This window comes from Shewanella sp. DAU305, from assembly GCF_026802235.1.
In the GTDB taxonomy this organism is placed as follows: domain Bacteria; phylum Pseudomonadota; class Gammaproteobacteria; order Enterobacterales; family Shewanellaceae; genus Shewanella; species Shewanella baltica.
Genome location: NZ_CP113808.1, coordinates 2,226,994 through 2,249,906 on the forward strand (window position 1 = coordinate 2,226,994; position 22,913 = coordinate 2,249,906).

Consider the following 22,913-nt stretch of genomic DNA (forward strand, 5'->3'; position numbering starts at 1 on the left):
CCTTTGTTGTGGTTAGTTTTGTGTTTGTGTTTGTATCTGAACAGTATTCATGCGGTTTTTCATTGCTGTGTAGTACAGCACTGGGATGACAACTAAGGTCAGTATGGTCGAGATAAAAATACCAAAGATCAGACTGATCGCTAAGCCATTGAAAATCGGATCATCAAGGATAAACAGCGCCCCAATCATGGCCGCTAATGCGGTGAGCATAATGGGTTTGGCTCGCACGGCACCCGAGTGGATCACTGCCCGCTCAAAGGGCACGCCGGATGCAGTTTCTTGATTGATAAAATCGACCAATAATATCGAGTTACGCACAATAATCCCCGCCAGCGCTATCATGCCTATCATGGACGTCGCGGTGAATTGCGCTCCGAGCAGGGCATGGCCTGGCATTACACCAATCACAGTTAATGGGATGGGCGCCATGATGATGAGCGGCACGAGATACGATCTAAACTGCGCCACTACCAAGAGATAAATGGCGATCATGCCGACCGCATAGGCGATGCCCATGTCTCTAAAGGTTTCGTAGGTGATTTTCCACTCGCCATCCCACAACACGGCGACCGAGTCTAGCCCTGTGGGTTGGTGAATATAATGTTGATCAAACCCTAAGCCATCGGCGCCATCAATTTTGCCCGCCATGTCGAACATGCCGTAGAGTGGGCTGTCCAGTGGCCCCGACATATCGGCGACGACCATGATCATAGGGATCATATTCTTATGGATAATCGGTGCATCGATTTTGCCGCGTTTGATGGTTACCAGCTCAGACACAGGCACAGATTGCCCCGTTTGGCTCAGTAACTTCATATTCAGCACTTGCTCTAAATCGACTTTCGCGCCTTCGTCTAATTGCAGGCGGATCGGTATCGGTTGTTTTTGCTGGGCTTGATGTAAATAACTCACATCTTTGCCGCCAACGGAAGTGGCAATCAAGTCGACAATATTGCTGTAGGGCACGGCCATCAGGCTGGCTTTACTGCGGTCGATCATCACCTGCCATTTTTGCTGGGCGGCGGGCAAGAAAATATCGATATCGACCACATCTTTGGTTTCATGGAACAGCGCCTGCATCTCGTAAGCGGCTTGCTCGCGGATTGCGGGGCTTGGGCCATATACTTCGGCAACCAGCGGCGACCATACTGGCGGTCCAGGTGGCACTTCAACTACTTTGATATTGGCTTGATATTGCTCGCCAATTTGCTGCAGATCGTCACGCACCGATACCGCTATGGTGTGGCTGTCGCGTTTGCGGTGTTTTTTATCCACTAAGTTAACTTGAATGTCGCCAAGCTCTTGGCTGTGACGCAGGAAGTAGTGACGCACTAAGCCGTTAAAGTTCATTGGCGCGTTAGTGCCCGCATACAACTGCACATGCTCGACTTCAGGGACTGTCGTCAGATAGCGACTCAAATCCTGTAGCACTCTTTGGGTTTGCTCTACGGGAGTGCCTTCGGGCATGTCCACCATAACTTGAAACTCGGACTTATTATCGAAGGGCAGCATTTTCAGCACCACGAGCTGACCGACGGGGAGCGCTACGGCGATACCGATCAACACAAATACGCCGGCAGCCAGTCCCACTCTTGCCTTACGGGCATTTTTCCCCAGCAGGAAAGGGCCAATTAAGTGGGTGAAGAGACGCACCATCTTAGTTTCGGCTTCATCCTCGTGCGAGGCTTGGGCACTATCGTGCTTGTCATTGTGTTTCAGCAGTTTACGACTGAGCCAAGGGGTGACGACAAAGGCAACCACTAGAGAAATTAACATGCCCATACTGGCGTTGATGGGAATTGGGCTCATGTAAGGTCCCATTAAACCCGACACGAAGGCCATAGGCAGCAAGGCCGCGATAACAGTGAACGTCGCCAGAATCGTCGGGCCACCGACTTCATCGACCGCCACAGGGATAAGATCACTAAAGGACTTTTTGCCGAGCGCCATGTGCCTGTGAATGTTTTCGACCACGACTATGGCATCGTCGACCAAGATGCCGATGGAGAAAATCAAGGCAAACAAGGACACGCGGTTTAAGGTAAATCCCCATGCCCAAGAGGCGAAAAGGGTGATCGCCAGCGTGATAATAATGGCCACACCCACGACTAAGGATTCGCGGGCCCCCATGGTTAAAAAGACCAGTACGACAACGGCGCTGGTGGCAAAAATCAGTTTTAAAATAAGGGTGTTAGATTTATCCGCCGCGGTTTCGCCATAGTTACGTGACACTGTGACTTCGACATTCGCGGGGATCAACACATTGTCGACCTTAGCAATCCGCTCAATCACACTGTCGGCGATATCGACGGCATTTTGTCCCGCTTGTTTACCAATCGCGATGGTGACGGCGGGATAAATATCGGTTTTATCTGCGTGCCAAACGCTCTGTTTAGGAATATCACTCTTCAAGCTGATTTCGGCAATATCCGCCAAATAAATCGGAATATGCTTGCCTTGTTTATCTTGATAGACACTGACAACTAATTGTTTGAGATCGTCTATGGATTGTAAAAATTGCCCAGCCTGAACTTTAATCTCTTGATTACCTTGCACTAAGGATGCAGGCATAGAGACCATATTATTGTCATTTAGACTCTGTCTTAACTTGTCGTAGGTCAGATTAAAGCTGTTCATCTTGGCGGGATCGATACGTATGTTGGCCACCATGTCGTGCTGACCTACGGTATAGATTTCGCGGGTACCGGGAATGCGCTTAATTTCGGTTTCTAATCCAAGGGCGACATGGGTCAGTTGCTCGGCAGAGACTTGTCTATCCTTTGACCACAAGGTCAAACTGACAATGGGCACATCATCGATGCCGCGGGGTTTAATTAGCGGATCGCCCACCCCTGCGCCTCTTGGCAATTTATCCATATTGGAATAAATCTGGTTGTACAGGCTGACGATGGCATCATTGCGCGCGACGCCTACCTTAAAGATGACGATGATCAGCGCGCCATCGGGTTGGGAGAACGAATACAGGGTATCTATGCCTTTGATTTCTGAGATCACTTGTTCCGCAGGCAAGGTGACTAAGTTTTCAACTTCGGTAGGTGTCGCGCCGGGAAAAGGGATAAACACGTCGGCAAAGGTGACATCAATTTGCGGCTCTTCTTCCTTTGGCGTCACCAAAATAGCGAATAAGCCAAGCAAGAGTCCGAGAAGTGCTAATAGCGGCGTGATGGCGCTATTTTGGAAGGCGGCGGCAATTCGACCGGAAATCCCAAGTGTGGTCTGTGGTACTGGAGCATGTTTCATAAAACAACCTCGACAAAGCTTAAGTCGCTAAGGAATTTATTGCTTTTTGTTGAGCAACACTTGGTAGGCATCAACGGCAACCTTGTCACCCGACTTAAGGCCCGCCAGCACTTCGACCTCGCCATCTAAGGGATTGGCGACACGGACTTGGGTGAGTACAAATTCTTCGCCCTTTTTAAGGTAAACGCTGCTCAGTTCGTTCATTGTGAGTAGCGCAGAGGTGGGCAGTTGAATTTTTTCACGTTCGCCATTTTTAAAGGAAGCTTTTGCCCAAGTACCGGGTTGAAGATTAGCTTCATTTTCAGGCAGATTAATGCGTACTTGATAGCTGTGGCTGACGGGATCGGCAAAACTAAAAATAGTGAGATCCTTTGAGATTAACTCGCGGCCATCACTTAAACGGACGAGGAATTCGGGGGAGTTTTTCAACTGATTGATATAACGCTGCGGCACTTGGGTAATGGCGCGCATTTGACTCGCGGAAAACCCTGAAAGTAGTGCTTGTCCTGGGCTCACCGTTTCACCCTGTTCGACAAAACGCTCTGTGACTACACCACTAAAAGGCGCTGATACCACAGTGTATTTTAAGGATTCGCTGGCTTTGATGACGCGGGCTTGCGCTGCGGTTACGGCTTGTTCTGTGGCCTTAGCATTGGCGGTGGCTTCGTCCATCGCGCCCTTAGAAATCGCGCCTTGGGGAAATAACTCTTTATAACGTTTGTATTGCGCCTGTGCTTCAACATTCAAGGCTTTGGCTTTGGCTAAATCGGCCTCAAAGCTTGCGAGCTCAGCGCCTTGTTCTTTACTGGTGATCTCTAGTAGGGCGGCTCCCTCGGGGACAACATCGTTAACATCGTAGTTGAGTTTGACGATACGACCAGAGGTTTGCGCTGACACAGTCGCCGCTTTTACTGCTTCTATGGTGGCATCTAAGGTGACCCAATTGGCGTAGGGTTTAGTTAAGACTTCGATGGTTTCGACTGAGGCAGCCTGAACTTGAGTACTGGCAAGCGCCAGCAGTAAGAAAAAAACGCGAGAAATTGACGTCATAATTCATATCATCCCAGATGTAATTCATGAGTAAATTCTAATGGAGTTGTTTTCAATAGGCAATCAATATTTATTAGAAAAATTTAATATAGTGTATTTCCCTAATTTAGGAATAAGGCCCATAAGTGCCTTATTCCCATCGTTTCAGTGAGTTCCGACTAAGCCTAAGATCTAGTCATTTAAATAGTAGGTGAGTGTGGACACAATGCGAATTTGTTTAATGTAAGGCGTGCTGTTATCGCGATCCGAAATAGTAAACTGGCCTTGGCTAGCGGTTTTAATTTTTCCGAGGCGAGAATCTGAATCCTTAGCAAATTTTTCCGCCACTTCACGGGCATTTTGAGTAGCTTCTTGCACCATCACAGGTTTGATTGAATTGAGATCGGTAAACAGGAATTCAGTGCGATTATCATACTCTTGGCTGGCGATCGCTATGCCTTCCTTCACTAAGCTAATCATCTGCTTACGGGTATTGAGCATTAAATCAATTTGCGGGGTATAGACCGACAGGTTCACCTTTGCCGAGTAACGGTATCTGACATTGGGGTCGACGTAACCTTGGGCTTGGCGATCTTCAATTGAAGGTAATGAAATCGTAATTTCGCTATCGCTAAAGCCTTGTTCCTTTAAAAACGCCACGACGCGGTCGGTTTTTTGCTGAACCGTCTCGTAGAGTTTAGGCAGATTATTATCGACCTCAGTGAAATTGATTGGCCAAATCGCCACATTGGCTTTGACTTCTTTTTCCGCTAAGCCCTTGACTGTCACTGTGCGTTCCATAGCTTTCATCTGCAATAACGCTGTGCTCGCTGTCTGACCAACATACACAAGCCCAGCACAAAGGAAACCGCCCAGCAGCAGGGCAGGAAGGATGTTATTTTTTTCCATAAAAAGAATCTCTTGATTAGATAAACTCAGCCTAAGATACCCAATAAACCTAAGTCATGCACTGGGTTTATTCGGGATAGATGCCGCTTAATATTTGAGGGAGACAAGTTGGCGATATCAGCTTGATGTCGCTTTATTGAGACGCGCTATTTTTCCGGAGGAATAACACTCGGCTGCCATAATTCGACTTTATTGCCGTCGGGATCGATAAACCAGCCAAAGCGGCCAAACTCTGAATCTTCAATGCCACCCACGAGCTGACCACCACCTTGTTCGACCTGTGTGAGCGCTTGGGCTAGATCATCAACGATAAAGTTAAACATAAAGCTCTTATCTGAAGGCGCAAAATAGTCAGTGCTATGGGCGAAGGGCGTCCAAACATGGTAGCCGAGTGTCGCTTTATCTGTGTGATAAAACGCGGCGCCGCCCCAGTTTTCAATGGGGACCTGAAGATGGGTTTTATACCAAGTTGCCAAGGTAACGGGATCTGCACTTTTAAAGAAAATTCCACCGAGTCCAATGACTTTAGCCATAGCCGTAGCTGCGTGTATAGGAGTATGAATTAACTTTAGGCAATAAATGCTTAAGATACAAAAAAGCCGCAAAAAATGCGGCTTTTAGGATTAAGCGTTTAGCTTAGAACTGGTAGCTGTATTGAACTGAGTAGTACATACCGCTTGATTCAGTAATTGCATTAACAGGACCTGTGATAGCACTGTTTTCGATCAGGTGAACTTTTTCACCTTTAATATAAGCGATACCAAAGTCAACGGTGTTTTGTGGGTTGATGTGGTAGCTCATACCCGCTGTATACCAGTTACGGTCAGAGTCTGGGAATGAAATTGAGCTAATTTCGTCCACAACGCCTTGGTCATGCATATAACCTGCACGAACGGTGAATTGTTCGTTGATAGTATAAGTACCACCTAGGCTGAATAACCATGAATCTTTCCATTGGTATTCTTTCAGGGCAACGTCGCCAGCTTGCAGTTGAGTACCCGCACCCGCTTGACCTGGAATAATAGTGGCGACGCCATCTTTAGCGGTGATTTGATCAAAGTTGCCCCACTGGGTGTACTGCGCTGTATAGTGCACTGCAAACTTAGTAGTGAGCTGATGGAAACCTGCAACTTGGAAAATATCGGCTAGTGGTACGTCTAAGCTGTCAAAGCTGGTCGCTAGGGCTGTTTTTGAACCTAAACCAACGGCAGATAAATCTTTAGTGCTGATCGTGTTGATATCACCTTTAACATTCACTGTTGGGCTGAAACGATAGCTGATACCGAAACGGTTATCTTTATCTAACTCAATAGTGGCACCCACAATACCACCGAAGGCCCAGCCGTCAGCGTCGACATCAACCAAAGGTGTAGTGCCCATGTTACGGGTTAAACGACCTTCACCGTAGATGGCATCCACACCCGCACCGATACTGAACATGTCATTAATACGGTATGAAAGGCTGGTGTTAAAGTTAACCGTTGTGACTTCTGTTTCGCCAAGCAGATCATAGGGTGCTGGTGAGCCTGCTGGTAAACTCTTTGAAAGAGAGCTGGCATCGGTACCGGTACCAAAGTTAGAGAAAGCGGCAAAACCGACGGCGAACTTATCGTCGATTGGGTGGATGTAGAAAATATTAGGGATAATTTTAGAGCTACCCGCATCATCGATGCTGCCTAAGTCAACGGCACCACCGGCAAAGTTAACGTCTTTAACATCAACAGTAATATCGGCATAAGTTAAGCCGAATGAGATCGCATCTTTATCGAATAATGCCATAGCAGCAGGGTTACGTGATAACACAGAAGCGTTATCGGCAATAACCGCATCACCAGCAAATGCACGGCCCATACCTGTGGCTGATTGACTGTTGAGTTGAAAACCTGAAGCTAAGGTTTGAGTACTTGCTAATGCGACAGAAACGGCAATGAGTGTCTTGTTGAATGTTTTCATTATAATTCTCTCTATTTTTTATAAGTATTGGATTTTTATTCGGTCCTAGTCAGCCGAAAGTATTTAAATCCATTTATTAGTCTTCGGCATCTTATGGACTGAATCTACCCTCAACAAGTCCGACCAGATGTGAAAATTGTTAATTTTCAGTTAATTAAAAATCTTTAAAACAGAGTTTGAACTTTAGTTCGCTTGAATGGTCTGGCCAGATGCTTGATATGAAGGGCTTTGGGTTTAACGATAGGTTTCAATTGACGTTAACGGTTTGTAATTGTGTGTTGAGTATTTAAAAGGATACAAAATGTAAAAAGCGCACAAGTGTGCGCTTTTTAAGTTATACAAGCGTGTCGAAACTAAAGTGCAGACTTAAATTGTTCGAACTCTGCTGTTACATTTTCACTCGGTGCTGACAATTTGCTCACCAAAATACCGGCGAATGTGGCGAATACAAATCCTGGGAGGATTTCGTATAACTCGAAAATACCCCCCGTCAGTTGCTTCCAAATCACGACTGTTAATGCGCCGACAATAATAGTGGCAATGGCGCCATTACGACTGTATTGCTTCCAAAATAGTGATAATAAGACTACAGGACCAAAGGCCGCACCAAAGCCTGCCCAAGCATAACTCACAAGGCTTAATACACTGCTTTCAGGATTAAGGGCAATGATGCCTGCGATCACGGCAATCGCCAGCACGCCCATGCGACCGACCATCATCAACTCGCGGTCATCCGCTTGTGGGCGTAACCATTTACGGTAAAAATCTTCTGTGATCACGCTTGAACACACCAGCAACTGTGAATCGATAGTGCTCATGATGGCCGACAAAATGGCCGCAATAAGTAGACCACCAATCCAAGGGTTAAACGCGGCTTGGGCTAAATGAATAAATACCGTTTCTGAATTCGCCAGTGGCGCATTGGCGAAATACAGAGAACCGGCAATACCTGTGGCTAATGCGCCAATTAAAGATAAGACCATCCAGCTCATGGCAATACGGCGCGATAAGGGCAGGGCATCGGCACTGCCTATCGCCATAAAGCGCGACAAAATATGCGGCTGACCAAAATAGCCAAGACCCCATGCGAGTAAAGACAACATGCCTATCACTGTGGTTTTGTCGCTGACCAAGGCCAACATCGCAGGATCGATAGTTTCAATTCCGGCGTGGCTTTCAGGGTGAGAGAAAACGGCAAAGGGGACGATTAAGAGGGCGACAAGCATCAAACAGCCTTGAAAGAAGTCTGTCCAACACACTGCAAAGAAGCCACCAATAAAGGTGTAACCGACTATAATGGCTGAGCCAATCACCAGCGCCACTGTGTAATCGAGACCAAAAACTTTTTCAAACAGAATCGCGCCACCGACCATGCCTGAGGAAGCATAGAAAGTGAAAAACACTAAAATAGTGATTGCGGAGACGAGCTTGAGATAGCCTTGGGTATCGTGGAAACGTTTCTCGAAGAAATCCGGTAAGGTGAGGGCGTTATCGGCGAGTTGAGTGTAAATACGCAGTCGTCTGGCGACAAATAGCCAGTTTAGCCAAGCGCCAAAAATTAATCCTATGCCAATCCAAGCTTCACCTAAGCCGCCTAAGTAAACTGCGCCGGGTAAACCCAGTAACAGCCAACCTGACATATCGGATGCACCCACACTGAGTGCGGTCACAGCGGGGCCCATTTTGCGGCCACCTAAAATATAATCATCAACAGTATCGGTAGCACGGTAAGCCCAAAAACCTATGCCCATCATCAATACTAAGTAACCAACAAATGTGATTAAAATCGGGGTTTCAATCGTCATCTTGCCTTTTCCCATCTTGTTATTATTAAAAGTGGCAAGCATGCTACCAGATGTTTGAACAATCGCCCATTAGCAGATAAAAGTGTGATTAAAATCTAACCTCCGATAGCGTGAAAATATCGGAGGTTAATTTAAAAATAGCCGAGATAAGATGGGGTTAGATAAAGGTGTTCTTGATTTCGTCTTTTACATAGCTAAGGTCTGCTTTATCTTCACCTATAAGCAAAATAAACGCATCGGGTGTTTCAAAGCCCATTCCTTGGTATTTGCCATCGGCGAAGGTTTTGTCTAACACCATACGTTTTTCGAGTGGCACGATAAAGAGTGTGACCTTGCTTTGCTCACCCTGTAGCACTAAGTGCAGGCTTTTCACCCCTTGAAAATCGCAATAGGAGGTGTAATACACTTTGCCCGGTTGTTGGGTGAACTTGGCATTGCCAAAGTCTTTCATCGACGCGAGCTGCGCATTGACCTGATTAAAGTTGACGTTTTGATCCACCTGTAAGGCAACACCTTCATGGTAGACATGGGCCAGTGCATGTTCGGCTAAATCGATTGGCCCTAAACGCAATAGACTAAAACTGATCCCCACCACAAATGCCACCGAGGCCGCCATGGCCACTAAAAAGCCCGTTTGACGGCGGTGTTTATGGTGTTGTTGCAACTGCTGACGCAAAATAAGTTTATCGGCGAGATCGTCCGCCACCTCTACTTTCAATGCATTTGTCAGTTTGGCATCAAGGTTTTTGAGCTCATTGATTAAGGCTTGGTTTTCTGGCTTAGCATTAATTTGCGCCAGAAAATCAGCATCTTGATTATGAGGATCTTCATAAGCTTGACGTCTAAATTTAAGCTCATCCATTGGATTGACCTCTCACATCATTCTTCTCAAGTAATTCTTTCAATTGGCTCCTCGCCCGAAATAAACGCGTCATTACGGTGTTGCGATTGAGCTCCATCAGCTCGGCAATTTCATCGCCACTAAAGCCACCAATCAGTTGCAGTAAGAGTGGCTCGCGGTATTCGATATCCAGCTTGCCAATTTGCCGACGGATCAGGTATTGCTCGGTCTGCTCTTCACTGCTATTGGAGATATTGTCCTCTAAGGTATCTTGCTCAACGTCGGAATAATCGAACTGTTTACGCTCGAAACGCCGTGCATTCTCACGCCTAAGAATCGTGATCAGCCATGCCTTCGCCGCTTTATCATCCTTGAGGGAATCCAAAGAGCGCCACGCCCGCAAGAAGGTTTCTTGGGTAATGTCTTCAGCCACGTGTTTATCGCCGCATAACCAGTAGGCGTAACGGAAGATGTCTGCATGTAGCGCCTTGACTAGGCTGTTGTATCGTCGTTGTTTACTTAGCATGTCAGAAGAGACCGCGGGCTCGACGGATTTCTTACGCCAGTTAGCAAACATTTTTATTTTTTCGGCTTGTTGGCTGAATGTTTAGCATAGTTGAGCTCGCTTCTCTGTCATTAAACCCATAATTTACTTAGGATTCAGTGGGCTTAATGGCGCCGATTTTGGGTTTGAATGTTTATGCTCACAGGCCTTAACCGCGTTAAGCAACGCGGCGCACTCTACGGTCAGCTTGTTAGTATCCGCACTGTTAGTATTCGCACTGTCAGTATGGCTGTTGGCATTGGCTTTCGCACTATAGGCGGCAATTTGCAGTTGCTGTATCGCCTGTGCAAGTTGCGGTGACTGCTCTGCAATCTTATCGAGTGTCATAGGCACTTGCTGTAACTCGCTGAAGTAGCGCTGTAACTGCAACATAATGCGGCTCACATCGCCACTGGCGCAGGCTTGCTCCAATCCCTGTAAGCCCGCAACATTTACTGATTGTGCTGAACTCATTGAAGCGTTAAGGGCAGTCGGGGCGGCCGATTGGTTTTTTAAGGCGCGGCGCCAAGCGATTAAAGTGATGATCCAAGCGACGAGAGTGATCAGCCATAGCGCAGCAAACACCTTAATCATCCAGGAGCCATTGTTGTCGGCCGCTGAATTTGCTTGCCAAGAGGCTTGGGCGGGCGCATCTGTGACGGCACCGCCTGTTACCACTATTGTGCGTGCGGGTAGCGTCGCGGTTTCTTGCCGTTTAAGGTGCGGATTCCACCAAGGCACTTTGACTTCGGGCAGGGTAAATGTTCCCGCTTTGCTGGGAACGATTGCCGACGTAATACTGTACTGGGAGACAATTTGTGCATCGCGCACAAAGGTTTGCCGCTGAGGTTTCTCAGGGTATGACTTCAGTTCATTAGGAAGGGTTTGCACTATATCTGGCAGGCTATTTTCATCGGCATTAGAAGCCAATAAAGTCATAGTGCGAGTAATAGGGCTACCGACGGTAAATTCTTTAATATCCTCAGGGAAGTTCTCTTTTAACACCACTAAATCGGCAACCAGCCATTGGCCTTGGAAACTTGTCGGTGCAGGATTCACTTGCACTGTGAGTGAGGGCGCGCCTGCTTGCATTGGGCGGCTTTCATTAAAGCCAAACATGCCGCCGCGGCGTTGGGATTCAACTAGCACATCGCCCGCAAAGGTTGCGCCTTTGATGTTCACTTGGCCGGGTAAGTCCGGAATGATGCCATAGGTGCGTTCAATCACGCGGTAACGGCGGCCATCGACTATCTCAGAGCCATCCTTATCTTCGCCGATTTGTTTGATCTGCGCGCCTTCGATTACTGGTGCGCTCAATACGCCCCTTTGTAATTCTACCGCTAGATAGAGTTTGACCTTGTAGGTAATGAGCTGCCCGACATAGGCCTCGTCAGTTGACACTTTGGCATCGATAAATAGGTTATTCATCTGTGCGGGCTGGCTACCCGTTTCGACCACTTTGAGTGGGATCGGCGCCGAGCTGATGCCATCAATAGTAAAGGCTGGAATGGTTAACTGGCCTTTTTGTTTTGGCGCGAGCAACACTTGCCAGCGAGTCTCTTTGACCGCATCGAAGTTCATGATCTGTGTGCTGCGACTCACGCTGGTACGGCCAACAATAAAGTCTTTCAGCAGGGCGGACGTATCTAGCTTACCGGTATCGATTTCATCATCGACGCTGATATTGAGCACAAAGTATTCGCCCTCCATCACAGGATTGCGATCGACCGATGCCTCAATTTTGCTGAGTGCAAAGGCGGGATGAGCCACTCCGATGGCAAGGAGTAGCAGGATAAAAAATTGTCTGATCACCACTGTTCGTTATCCTTTGATATTTGGCCATTTTGACGGCGTTTCTGATATTCCAACTGCATTTTGTTGCGAAGTAACACTTGAGGGTCTTCACTCACTCCCCTCAGTGCTCGCTGCATTTCTGCGGGAAGCGGTTCGCTATTGGTGGGCGGCGCTTCGACAGAATCACTCATAGCAGCCTCTTGTTTATCTTGCGCATTTTGCTCTGGAGCTTCTTTGGCGCCAACGCTTTGCTTTGCTTGTTCAGCGGATTTTTGCTCCTCGGCATCGGCGTTAGCCTGCGCCTGCATCTTCGCCTCATTATCTGCTGGTGAATTGTCTACAGGTGAATTGTCCTTTGCATCCTGCTCGGCATTTTGCTGCTTGGCTTGTTGATCCTGTTGCGCTTTATCTTTCGCGGGATCTTGCTGAGCTTCATCCTGCTTGTCCTGAGCATTGCCATTTTGCTTATCTTGCTCAGACTGTTGCTCATCCGCTTTTTGCTGCTCAGAGCTTTGCTCAGGATTGGCATTGTCCTGTTGCTCTTGAGGCTCTTGCCCCGCTTGATCTTGCTTATCTTTCTGAGCGCTATCTTGGTCAGATTGTTGTTTATCCTGCGACTGCTGATTACCGGATTGTTGGTCGCCAGATTGTTGGTCACCTGAATTGGAATCACCGGACTGCTGATCGCCTTGTTGATCTTGGTTCTTATCCTGTTGATCGTTTTTACCTTGCTGCTTTTGCTGCTCTTTCAATTGCTTTTCAGCCAGTTCAAGGTTGGCCTTTGCCGCAGGAAAATCGGCTTGTTTTTCAAGTGCAGCTTGATAGCGCTCCTTTGCCTTATCGGGTTTACCGAGTTGCATTAGCGCATTGCCTTGATTGTAGAGGCCTTGGGCTGAGCTATCTTGCTCGAAGGTTTTCAGCGCTTGCTCATAATCACCGGCCTTATATTGGGCGCTGCCACGCCATTGGGGTGACTCAAACTGCTTAGCGGCGTTGGCATAATCTTGGGATTGATAGGCCTGCATCGCTTGCTGATCTGGCGTTTTCCACACATTGTCCCACACACTGGCATGGGCAGGCTGAGGCGCGGCCGCGAACAGTAAGCCGCCAATGAGAGTGGCAAATCCAACGCTTGCCACGATTCCTTGCCTAAAGCTGAAAAGGGCGGGAAGCAGTAATAGCAGGGCGAGATAAGGTCCAAGATCCTGCCAGGTTTCACCGTCAAGATCTGTGGCTTTGGCATCGCCCGTATCACTTAACCAATGTTGTAATTGGGCCAGATCATTGCCGTCGGTGCGATTTTGGATTAACACGCCTTTATTATCCGCTGCCAGTTTTTGCAGCAGGCCAAAGTCAGTGCTGGCCACAACGACTTCGTTGCTGCTGTCGCGCTGCAATTGTCCATCGGGTAGACGAATTGGCGCGCCTTGGCTGGTCCCAAAAGCGACGACCGCAAGACGATATTGCGTGCCACTTAATGCCGAGTTAGCGTCATCAAATTGGGCAGCAGTTATGCCATCTGTCATCACGATAATATCACCGCGAATATGCCCACCCTGAGCCAGTAGCGTTTTAGCTTGGGTTAAACCTGCCGCTAAGTTTGAGCCACGAACGGGCATGATTTCAGGGCTTAAGGTCGGCAATAAATTGAGTAGCGTGCCGGTATCGCGCGTTAACGGGCTGATAGTAAAGGCATCGCCGGCAAAGGCGACTAAACCTGTTTCACCTTCTTTAAGATTACGCAGCAGATCCGTAGCCCTAAATTTAGCTTGGGTTAAACGGTTCGGCGCCAGATCGGTAGCGAACATAGACACAGACATGTCCATCACCAATACGCGGCCTTGCTCGGCGGCAAACACAGGTAAGGATTGTTTATTCACGGCAGGTCCGGCGAGCGCAAAAGTCGCCATCAGCCAAGTGAAAGCTAATAAATGCAACGGACGGCGGGATTTCTTGCTGCCTTGGGTGACCAATATTTTGGCTAAGTGCGGCGCAATATAACGATTCCACGCGCTGTGGCTCTCGCGTTGTCGCCATAAACTCAACAACACTAAAGCCAGTGGCACTAGGGCGAGTAGCCATTCTGGGCGAATAAAATGTAGGCTCATTATTTAATGTTCCCCTGTGAAGTGGTTGCGACAGAGGGTTTAACGCGGCGCGCTGCAAAGAATGGTAATTGACCTAAGGCAATCCACAGGCTCGTCAGTAACGCCAGTGCCAGTGGCCAATAGAACAAATCTGCCTGCGGACGATAGCTTAATTGATCGCGACTCACAGGTTCGAGTTTATCGATTTCTTGGTAAATCTGGTCGAGCTCTTGGCTGTTGCGGGCGCGGAAATAACGACCGTGGGTGACTTCGGCGATATGCTTAAGTTGGTTCTCATCCAGATCCATCGAGGGATTAACCCGCTCGCGGCCAAAGAGTGTGCGGCGCTCCATCACATCGGCACCGACACCGACAGTATAAATAGTGACTTTACGATTAGCGGCAATTTGCGCCGCTTGCTCCGGCTCAATATTGCCCGCGTTGTTAGAGCCGTCGGTCAATAAAATCAACACTCTGTTACTCTCGTCCATTTTATCGAAACGTTTTACCGCCAGCCCTATGGCTTCACCTATGGCGGTTTGTTTACCGACTAAGCCGATTTGTGCTTCTTTTAAAAATTGCGCCACTGAACGTCTGTCTTGGGTGAGCGGCGCCTGCAAATAGGCGTGATCGGCAAAGAGAATTAAACCGATACGGTCGCCTTTGCGGCGCTCGATAAAGTCACTGACGACGTGCTGAATTAAAGTGAAACGGTCAACGGTTTTACCATTTACCACCATGTCTTCAATCTGCATGCTGCCGGATAAATCCACCGCCATCATCAGATCGCGGCCTTGGCTCGGCAGTTCGATCGGTTCGCCAAGCCATTGAGGACGAGCAATAGCGAGCACTAATAGGCACCACATCAGCCAGTAGCGTTTGCGACTCTGGCGCGTGTTGGCCGCTAAGCTTTGTTTGCCTGTTTGGCTTATTCCGGGGAGTTGTAGCCGGCCACCATCCACTTGTACGGTTTGTTGGCGCCAAAAAATCAAAGGTAAAGGCAGTAATATCAATAGCCAAGGCCATGCAATGGTTAACATTGTGCCTCCGGTTGTTTGGTGTCAGCTGGCTGGATTGGCGCTTGGCTTTTAGCTTGAGCGTCGCCACTCGCTTGAACGTAGCCCTTAGCTTGAACAAGATTCTGCTCAGGCGCACTCAGTGTTGCTTTCGATGCCAACCAAGCTTTTGCGAGTTCATGTAACTCATTGGCTTCAGCTAAGGTCAACGGCGTTTGCTGGTGACGTTTGGCCAACAAGTGGCCGATACGTTGGCGTTTAGGCGCGGGTAAATAGCTGTCTAGCCACGTCGCCCAAGCTTCACCATCAAAGGAGGCTATTGCATCTCTGCTGAGATAACTCATGGCGGTACGCTTTAATAGGCTATTGACGTCAGAGACATAGGACGGCGCTTGTCTATCAAGCTGACTAAGCAACTGTTTCGCGGCTTTTTTCGGCGCGAAGTCTCGGGCGCGTTTTCTTAGCCAGATAACTAAGAGTGTGATGAGAGCAATCACTAGCGCGAGGACCAACCAATAACCGATTGCCCAAGGCCAAGCGCCGATTGGATCGGGATGAATGATATCCTGCAGATCCGCCAGCGCTGGGTTTGGCGCTGTAGCCATAGGGACTGCAGCCTGTGGATTTGCTATAACTGGTGTCACTATTTCTGAATTCACTGTTGCTGGATCCATAGTTAACGCAATAATTCCAATTGATGGGCTAGGGGAGCACCCGCATCGATGAGCTGGGTGCGCACGCGCAGTTGCTGCATCATGGCGATAAAGTCCCTTTGCTGACGCAGCTGTATATCAAGCCAAGCCTGATAACTGTGGCGGGTGAGCACTAAGTCCTCCTCCCCATCCCGTACTGGCAAACTAAAGTTGTGCGGTAACGGCAGTGTCCCTTGGCGCAGGGGATCGGTAATAAGATAGGCGCCCACATCGCAATGACGCTTAAGCTCAGTGAGAGGCGCGATACATTGGGGGCTAAAATGGCTGCCATCTGTCACTATCCAAACTAAGGAGCCGGGTTTGGCGATGCGTTGTAATCGCTGACAAGCGCGCAGAATATGATCAGGATCGCGCTGGTCACTGCCAACATGATTGAGTTGATTCTCATGCACACGGCGCAGGCCTGAGATCAATTGCAATATGCCCTGACGACGGCTGCGGGGTTTGAGCTCTAGATGCTCAGACTCGCACGCGATCAAGGCGCCGAGTCTATCGCCATGATTAATCGCATTCCAACCTAAGGTGGTCGCAAGGTGCCCTGCTTGCACCGATTGCAGTAATAAACTTGAGCCAAAATAGAGACTTTGGCTTAAGTCGATTAACAACAGAATAGGGCGCTCACGTTCTTCGACAAATAACTTAGTGTGGGTTTTGCCCGTGCGAGCGGTCACGCGCCAATCAATGGTGCGCACATCGTCGCCCTGTTGATAGTGGCGCACTTCGGCAAACTCCATCCCGCGGCCTTTGATTAAGCTGCTGCGATGGCCCGCTAAATTAGCGCGGGCACGGCTGTAACGCTCGGGCATAGCACGGGCGATATTTTGGCACGCCAGCAGCTCTTGCTCGGTTAAATGCAAGCCATCGGCAAACAGCGGCAAGCCATCGGCCGAGGCTGAGAGTCGCGCAGTGTCACTCATCTTATTTCACCTTTATCTTCACCGTTAAGGTACTGCTACTTGACTCAAGATGTGATTGATCACCTGATCGCGGCTGACGCCTTCGGCTTGTGCCTGATAGCTGAGTAATAATCTGTGTCTTAACACATTCGGTGCAACGGCTTGAATGTCTTCCGGTGAAACAAAGTCTCGCTCGTGCAGCCAAGCGCGGGCGCGGGCGCAGCGTTCTAACGAAATAGTGGCGCGTGGGCTGACACCGTACTCAAGCCATTTCGCTAAGTCTTCGCTGTAACGCAAAGGCTCGCGGGTCGCCATAACGATTTCGACTATGTATTTTTCGAGTGGCTCGGCGAGATAGATTTCCATGGCTTCGTCACGGGCGGCAAACACATCGGCTTGTGCAATCGGCTCAGTGGTCGGCAATTCGTGGGTGAGTGCTTCTTTACGGGATTGGCGCAGAATTTCGATTTCAGTCTCGCCGCTCGGGTAATCAAGATTCAAGTGCATTAAAAAACGGTCAAGCTGTGCTTCGGGCAGGGGATAAGTGCCTTCGTTTTCTAATGGATTTTGGGTTGCCATCACTAAAAACAGCGGTGGCAGCTTATAACTGTGCTTACCGACGGTGACTTGACCTTCGGCCATAGCTTCTAATAAGGCCGATTGTACTTTGGCGGGGGCGCGGTTAATTTCGTCTGCCAAGATCAAATTGTGGAAAATCGGTCCGGCTTCAAACTCGAAGGTGCCAGTTTGCGAGCGATAAATATCTGTGCCGGTTAAATCGGCAGGCAGCAGATCTGGGGTAAATTGAATGCGGTGGAAATCGCCCTCAACCCCGTCACATAAGGCTTTCACCGCACGTGTCTTAGCCAGTCCCGGTGGACCTTCAACTAATAAGTGGCCATTGGCAATTAAGGCAATGAGCAGATTTTCGGTCAATACTGGCTGCCCTAAAACAACCTTATTTAGGTAAGTGCGTAATGCATGGAAGCGACTCAAAGGCATGATGCTACTCGTTTTATTATGTTGAAAATGCGTGTGTGGGCTATAGACAACGGATATGGTAAAGAATTCCCTTAGGGTTTGGCTAGTGTTAAAAAAACAAACAGGTGTTTAAAACTTGCTGACAAGAAGTTAGAATCAGATCACACTTTAATGGTCAGACCTGTTATTGGGCGTTTTTCGCCGTAAAACAATGGGTCAAACACGGAAATAGCTAGCGCCGCCTGAAATCTCTCAGCGATTGCGCACATAAAGAGGGTGACAAATGAGTGATAGACAACAGGTTACGAACGCCAAGGGCGAGCGTATCGCAATTGTAGCGGGTTTAAGAACGCCATTTGCAAAGCAAGCCACGGCATTCCACGGTGTATCGGCGCTCGATATGGGCAAAATGGTGGTCAATGAGTTATTGGCGCGTTCTGAACTTGACCCTAAGCTGATTGAGCAGCTGGTCTATGGACAAGTGGTGCAAATGCCCGCTGCACCTAACATCGCCCGTGAAATCGTACTCGGTACTGGCATGAATGTGTCGACCGATGCCTATAGTGTCACTCGCGCCTGTGCGACTAGCTTCCAATCTGCCGTAAACGTGGCCGAATCTATCATGACAGGCAATATCGAAATCGGTATTGCGGGCGGCGCCGACTCTTCTTCTGTCTTGCCTATCGGTGTGTCGAAAAAATTAGCCCATGCGTTAGTCGATCTGAATAAAGCCCGTAGCTTTGGGCAAAAACTACAAATTTTCCGTCGTTTAGGCATTAAAGATTTATTACCTGTGCCGCCTGCGGTAGCCGAGTACTCAACGGGCTTGTCTATGGGACAAACCGCTGAGCAAATGGCAAAAACCTACAATATTAGCCGCGCCGATCAAGATGCTTTAGCGCACCGCTCACACACCTTAGCGAGTGAAACTTGGGCTTCGGGCCATCTTCGTGACGAAGTGATGGTTGCCCATGTGCCGCCGTATAAACAGTTTATCGATCGCGATAACAATATCCGCGAAAACTCGGTACTGGAGTCATACGCTAAGTTGCGCCCTGCATTCGACAAACAGCATGGTACTGTGACGGCGGCCAACAGCACGCCGCTTACTGACGGTGCCTCAGCGATTATCCTGATGAGCGAAGGTCGAGCGAAAGCCTTAGGTTATCAACCAATTGGTTACATTAAGAGCTATGCTTTTAGCGCCATTGATGTGTGGCAAGACATGCTGATGGGGCCCTCTTACGCGACGCCACTGGCGCTGAAACGTGCTGGAATGGAGCTAGAAGATCTTACCCTGATTGAAATGCACGAAGCTTTTGCGGCGCAGACATTAGCGAACATGCAGATGTTTGCTTCGAAAAAATTTGCCGAAGAAAAACTCGGCCGTAACCGTGCAATTGGTGAAATCGACATGAGCAAGTTTAACGTGCTCGGCGGCTCGCTTGCCTACGGTCATCCTTTTGCTGCAACGGGAACCCGTTTGATCACACAAGTGTGTCGTGAGCTTAAGCGCCGTGGTGGTGGAACTGGCCTAACAACAGCCTGTGCGGCTGGTGGTTTGGGTGTGGCAATGATAGTGGAAGTGGAGTAATCGGCATGGAAAAGACATTTAATTTAACCCGCCGCGACGACGGCATTGCCATCTTGACTATGGATGTTCCTGGCGAAAGCATGAACACCCTAAAAGCGCAGTTTGGTCCTGAAATAAGTGAGATTTTAGCCGAAATCAAGAGTGATTCGAGCATTCGCGGTTTAGTGCTGATCTCAGGCAAAAAAGATTCTTTCGTCGCGGGCGCGGATATTTCTATGCTCGATGCCTGTAAAACGGCGGGCGATGCCAAAGCCTTATCCCAGCAAGGGCATGTGGTTTTTAATGAATTAGAAGCCTTAAAAATTCCTGTGGTTGCGGCAATCCACGGTGCCTGTTTAGGCGGTGGTTTAGAGTTAGCCTTAGCCTGTAATCAAAGGGTATGTAGCGATGATGGCAAGACTATGCTCGGCGTTCCGGAAGTCCAACTTGGCTTATTGCCAGGCGGCGGCGGGACTCAACGTTTGCCACGTTTAGTCGGCATTACGACAGCCTTAGATATGATGTTGACCGGTAAACAAATCCGCCCTAAACAAGCCTTGAAAATGGGCTTAGTGAATGATGTTGTGCCGCAGACGATTCTGTTACAAACCGCCGTTGAGATGGCGCTTGCGGGTAAACGTGCACCGAAACCTGTTAAAAAGTCACTCGTTAATCAAGTGCTTGAAGGCACGAGTTTCGGCCGTAACATTATTTTCGATCAAGCGACTAAACAAGTCGAAAAGAAAACCCAAGGTAATTATCCTGCGCCTGCCAAGATCATTGATTGCGTGCGCCAAGGAATTGCTAAGGGTATGCAAAAAGGGCTAGAAGTCGAAGCCAGTCATTTTGCCGAATTAGTGGTATCGAAAGAATCTGAAGCGCTGCGCAGTATTTTTTTCGCGACCACAGAAATGAAGAAAGAAACCGGCGCTGAAGGTGCGAGCCCGCGTAAAGTGAAAAAAGCGGTGATCTTAGGTGGCGGTTTAATGGGCGGTGGTATCGCATCTGTGACGACGACAAAGGCCAAAATCCCCGTTCGTGTCAAAGACATCAGCGAAAAAGGTTTAAGCAATGCATTAGCTTACGCCTACAAGCTGTTGGATAAAGGGGTTAAGCGCCGTCATATGACGCCTGCTGCCCGTGACAACTTAATGGCACTGATGACCACAACGACTGAATATAAAGGCGTTAAAGATGCCGACATCGTTGTGGAGGCGGTATTTGAAGATTTAGCGCTTAAGCATCAAATGGTGAAAGACATTGAGCGTGAGTGTGGTGAGCACACTATTTTTGCGTCAAACACCTCATCTTTGCCTATTAGCCAAATCGCCGAGGCGGCGACACGTCCTGAGAACGTGATTGGTCTGCACTATTTCTCGCCAGTAGAAAAAATGCCGCTGGTGGAAGTGATTGCCCATGCCAAAACGTCGCCAGAAACCATTGCGACCACGGTCGCATTTGCCCGTAAGCAAGGTAAAACACCGATAGTGGTACAAGACGGCGCGGGTTTCTACGTGAACCGTATTCTTGCGCTCTACATGAACGAGGCCGCGCAATTATTACTTGAAGGCCAAAGTGTTGAACATCTGGATAAAGCCTTAGTGAAGTTTGGTTTCCCTGTGGGCCCCATTACTTTACTCGACGAAGTGGGTATCGACGTGGGCGCTAAGATTTCACCAATCCTCGAAAAAGAATTGGGTGAACGTTTTAAAGCGCCAGCGGCTTTTGACAAGCTTTTGGGTGACGATCGTAAAGGCCGTAAAAATGGTAAAGGTTTCTATCAATACGGCGCATCGAGTAAGAAAGCTAAAGCTGTCGATGAGAGTGTTTATGGCGTGTTAGGTATTAAGCCTGGCACCAATAAAGACGCAAAAGCGGTTGCCGAGCGTTGTGTCGTACAAATGCTCAACGAAGCGGTGCGTTGTTTAGAAGACGGTATTATCGCATCGCCAAGAGATGGTGATATTGGCGCCATTTTCGGTATTGGCTTCCCGCCATTCCTCGGTGGTCCATTCCACTATATTGACACTTTGGGTGCTGCGAACTTAGTGCGAATTCTTGAAGGTTATCAAAGCCAATTAGGTAACAGATTCGAACCTTGTGAGCGCTTAAAAACCATGGCTCAAGAAAACGCGCACTTTTTCTAAGTTTCAGTGAATCTAAGTCATAGTTAATCTAGGTCTTAGTTAATCTCGGTGTTAGTTAACTAAGGTTGAATAAAAAAGCGGCAGATCATTGCCGCTTTTTTTATTGCCACAAGGCATGTTTTTGCCTAAAAAATGTTCACAATTTAGCTGTAGATCTTGTATTATCCAAGCCCTTGATGAAGAAAGCAGTGCTCAGTGCTAGGTGTCCTGTACTGAGAGCATAGCGATGAATAAGTGTTGCTCGTTTCAGCAGTCTGCGGTGGTCATTTCATCCAGCCGTTAAAATGGCGTATTTAACGTGTGCACCAATCTGCAAGACTATGCGAGCAGTATCCGCATTTTGATGGGGATTCATTTCTCTACATTTATGATTTTGTTGTTTTTAAAGAGGTGGTTTGTGCTCTTGCTAGTTATCTGTATCGCATTAATCTCGGCTTGGTACTTCGGTTTAGCTGCATTTACCGTAGGCCTTTCTGTTACGTATTGGGCATTACTGGGTTTTGTGCTCGGGCCACTGGCTTACCCACTTTTTACGACACACAGTCATTTAGCCTTGAGGAAAATCCGTTGTAGTGAGGAAGGGATATTAAATAGCTAATCTATCAATATGTAATGCTATGTATTTTCATACTTTTTTACTTATGTAAAACTAAAGGGAGCTAATGCTCCCTTTATTGTTTCTAGCCTAATTTTCCATCACAGTGCACGAGTTAGACTCATGGCTACAGGACTTAAATTAATTCCACCAACCTTTCGCAGAAATCACTTCAAGGTGGTTTATGCCTTCTGGCAACTTAACTTTTTTACGCGCTGGCTTGGATAAACCGAGTGCTTTTTTGATTGAATTTAGCATAGTCACTCTCCCTAACCTGATTAATTTTATGCAACTTCAGAGTTAATAAATTTAACGTAAGGATGTCCTGCGACTTCGAGAGGTTTGAACTTCACGTAAGGATGCCCTGCGATTTCAAAAGGCTTGAACTTCACATAAGGATGTCCAGCGATTTCGAAAGGTTTGAACTTCACGTAAGGATGTCCAGCGATTTCGAAAGGTTTGAACTTCACGTAAGGATGTCCAGCGATTTCGAAAGGTTTGAACTTCACGTAAGGATGTCCAGCAATTTCGAAAGGCTTAAACTTCACATATGGATGCCCAGCTACTTCTACTGGAGCAAGTTTAACTGCAGGTTCTTCTGAAGTAATTGACTTAGCTGCTGGTTCTAATTTTGTGTTATCTTCAAGTGCATAAGTATTTACTGCAAAACCAATTGAAGATAATAAAGTAACGGCGGCAAGGATTCCTTTCATCATTCTAATTCTCTCTCAGGGTAGTTGATATTGATTTATTATTGACACTGATAGTG

At 48.0% G+C, this 22,913-nt stretch carries 18 protein-coding genes; 3 read left to right on the top strand and 15 right to left on the bottom strand.

The window, feature by feature from the left end; translation table 11 throughout:
- Window positions 1-12: 12 nt before the first annotated feature.
- The 14 genes from OX890_RS09560 to OX890_RS09625 all read right to left on the bottom strand — a co-directional run bounded on the left by OX890_RS09560 (window position 13) and on the right by OX890_RS09625 (window position 17,850).
- A complete protein-coding gene (locus OX890_RS09560) occupies window positions 13-3,261 on the bottom strand; it encodes an efflux RND transporter permease subunit (protein ID WP_268650507.1) in 3,249 nt (1,082 codons plus the stop codon).
- A gap of 36 nt (window positions 3,262-3,297) precedes the next feature.
- Window positions 3,298-4,311 carry an efflux RND transporter periplasmic adaptor subunit gene (locus tag OX890_RS09565; RefSeq protein WP_259574771.1) on the bottom strand — a complete coding sequence of 338 codons (1,014 nt, stop codon included), beginning with the start codon at window positions 4,309-4,311 and terminating at the stop codon, window positions 3,298-3,300.
- 171 nt (window positions 4,312-4,482) lie between these two features.
- Window positions 4,483-5,199, bottom strand: coding sequence for an SIMPL domain-containing protein (locus OX890_RS09570; protein ID WP_268650508.1), 717 nt, complete (start codon window positions 5,197-5,199; stop codon window positions 4,483-4,485).
- 146 nt (window positions 5,200-5,345) lie between these two features.
- Window positions 5,346-5,732 carry a VOC family protein gene (locus OX890_RS09575; RefSeq protein WP_011847198.1) on the bottom strand — a complete coding sequence of 129 codons (387 nt, stop codon included), beginning with the start codon at window positions 5,730-5,732 and terminating at the stop codon, window positions 5,346-5,348.
- A 103-nt stretch (window positions 5,733-5,835) separates the two neighbouring features.
- Window positions 5,836-7,152, bottom strand: coding sequence for an OmpP1/FadL family transporter (locus OX890_RS09580; RefSeq protein WP_268650509.1), 1,317 nt, complete (start codon window positions 7,150-7,152; stop codon window positions 5,836-5,838).
- A 353-nt stretch (window positions 7,153-7,505) separates the two neighbouring features.
- Window positions 7,506-8,957 (bottom strand): sodium/proline symporter PutP, encoded by a 1,452-nt coding sequence (gene putP / locus OX890_RS09585; protein WP_006085485.1) that lies wholly within the window; start codon window positions 8,955-8,957, stop codon window positions 7,506-7,508.
- 157 nt (window positions 8,958-9,114) lie between these two features.
- On the bottom strand, window positions 9,115-9,819 hold the full coding sequence (locus tag OX890_RS09590) for a DUF3379 domain-containing protein (protein WP_006085484.1): 705 nt from the start codon (window positions 9,817-9,819) through the stop codon (window positions 9,115-9,117).
- Complete coding sequence (locus OX890_RS09595; protein WP_006085483.1) at window positions 9,812-10,375, bottom strand: sigma-70 family RNA polymerase sigma factor; 564 nt, start codon at window positions 10,373-10,375, stop codon at window positions 9,812-9,814. Before OX890_RS09595 ends, OX890_RS09590 begins: the two co-directional genes overlap by 8 nt.
- Window positions 10,376-10,447: 72 nt before the next feature.
- Window positions 10,448-12,157 carry a BatD family protein gene (locus tag OX890_RS09600; RefSeq protein ID WP_268650510.1) on the bottom strand — a complete coding sequence of 570 codons (1,710 nt, stop codon included), beginning with the start codon at window positions 12,155-12,157 and terminating at the stop codon, window positions 10,448-10,450.
- Window positions 12,151-14,244 carry a vWA domain-containing protein gene (locus OX890_RS09605; protein ID WP_268650511.1) on the bottom strand — a complete coding sequence of 698 codons (2,094 nt, stop codon included), beginning with the start codon at window positions 14,242-14,244 and terminating at the stop codon, window positions 12,151-12,153. Before OX890_RS09605 ends, OX890_RS09600 begins: the two co-directional genes overlap by 7 nt.
- Window positions 14,244-15,263, bottom strand: coding sequence for a vWA domain-containing protein (locus OX890_RS09610; RefSeq protein WP_126491642.1), 1,020 nt, complete (start codon window positions 15,261-15,263; stop codon window positions 14,244-14,246). The genes OX890_RS09605 and OX890_RS09610 overlap by 1 nt, the downstream gene beginning before the upstream one ends.
- Window positions 15,257-15,913: a DUF4381 domain-containing protein gene (locus OX890_RS09615; RefSeq protein WP_268650512.1), complete on the bottom strand. Its 657-nt coding sequence runs from the start codon at window positions 15,911-15,913 to the stop codon at window positions 15,257-15,259. Before OX890_RS09615 ends, OX890_RS09610 begins: the two co-directional genes overlap by 7 nt.
- 2 nt (window positions 15,914-15,915) lie before the next feature.
- Complete coding sequence (locus OX890_RS09620) at window positions 15,916-16,869, bottom strand: DUF58 domain-containing protein (RefSeq protein WP_063884751.1); 954 nt, start codon at window positions 16,867-16,869, stop codon at window positions 15,916-15,918.
- 24 nt (window positions 16,870-16,893) lie between these two features.
- Entirely contained in the window at window positions 16,894-17,850 is a 957-nt protein-coding gene (locus OX890_RS09625; RefSeq protein ID WP_006082248.1) for an AAA family ATPase, read from the bottom strand.
- A 262-nt stretch (window positions 17,851-18,112) separates the two neighbouring features.
- Here OX890_RS09625 and fadI point away from each other — a divergent pair, with 262 nt between their 5' ends.
- The 3 genes from fadI to OX890_RS09640 all read left to right on the top strand — a co-directional run bounded on the left by fadI (window position 18,113) and on the right by OX890_RS09640 (window position 22,147).
- Window positions 18,113-19,423, top strand: a complete 1,311-nt coding sequence (gene fadI / locus OX890_RS09630) for an acetyl-CoA C-acyltransferase FadI (RefSeq protein ID WP_006082247.1) — start codon at window positions 18,113-18,115, stop codon at window positions 19,421-19,423.
- 5 nt (window positions 19,424-19,428) lie between these two features.
- Window positions 19,429-21,549, top strand: coding sequence for a fatty acid oxidation complex subunit alpha FadJ (gene fadJ, locus OX890_RS09635; protein WP_268650513.1), 2,121 nt, complete (start codon window positions 19,429-19,431; stop codon window positions 21,547-21,549).
- Window positions 21,550-21,946: 397 nt separating this feature from the next.
- Window positions 21,947-22,147 carry a hypothetical protein gene (locus tag OX890_RS09640; protein WP_268650514.1) on the top strand — a complete coding sequence of 67 codons (201 nt, stop codon included), beginning with the start codon at window positions 21,947-21,949 and terminating at the stop codon, window positions 22,145-22,147.
- Between the two features lie 281 nt (window positions 22,148-22,428).
- On the opposite strand, the gene OX890_RS09645 is transcribed toward OX890_RS09640, so the two are convergent.
- Entirely contained in the window at window positions 22,429-22,860 is a 432-nt protein-coding gene (locus OX890_RS09645) for a hypothetical protein (protein WP_006085474.1), read from the bottom strand.
- Window positions 22,861-22,913: the final 53 nt, after the last annotated feature.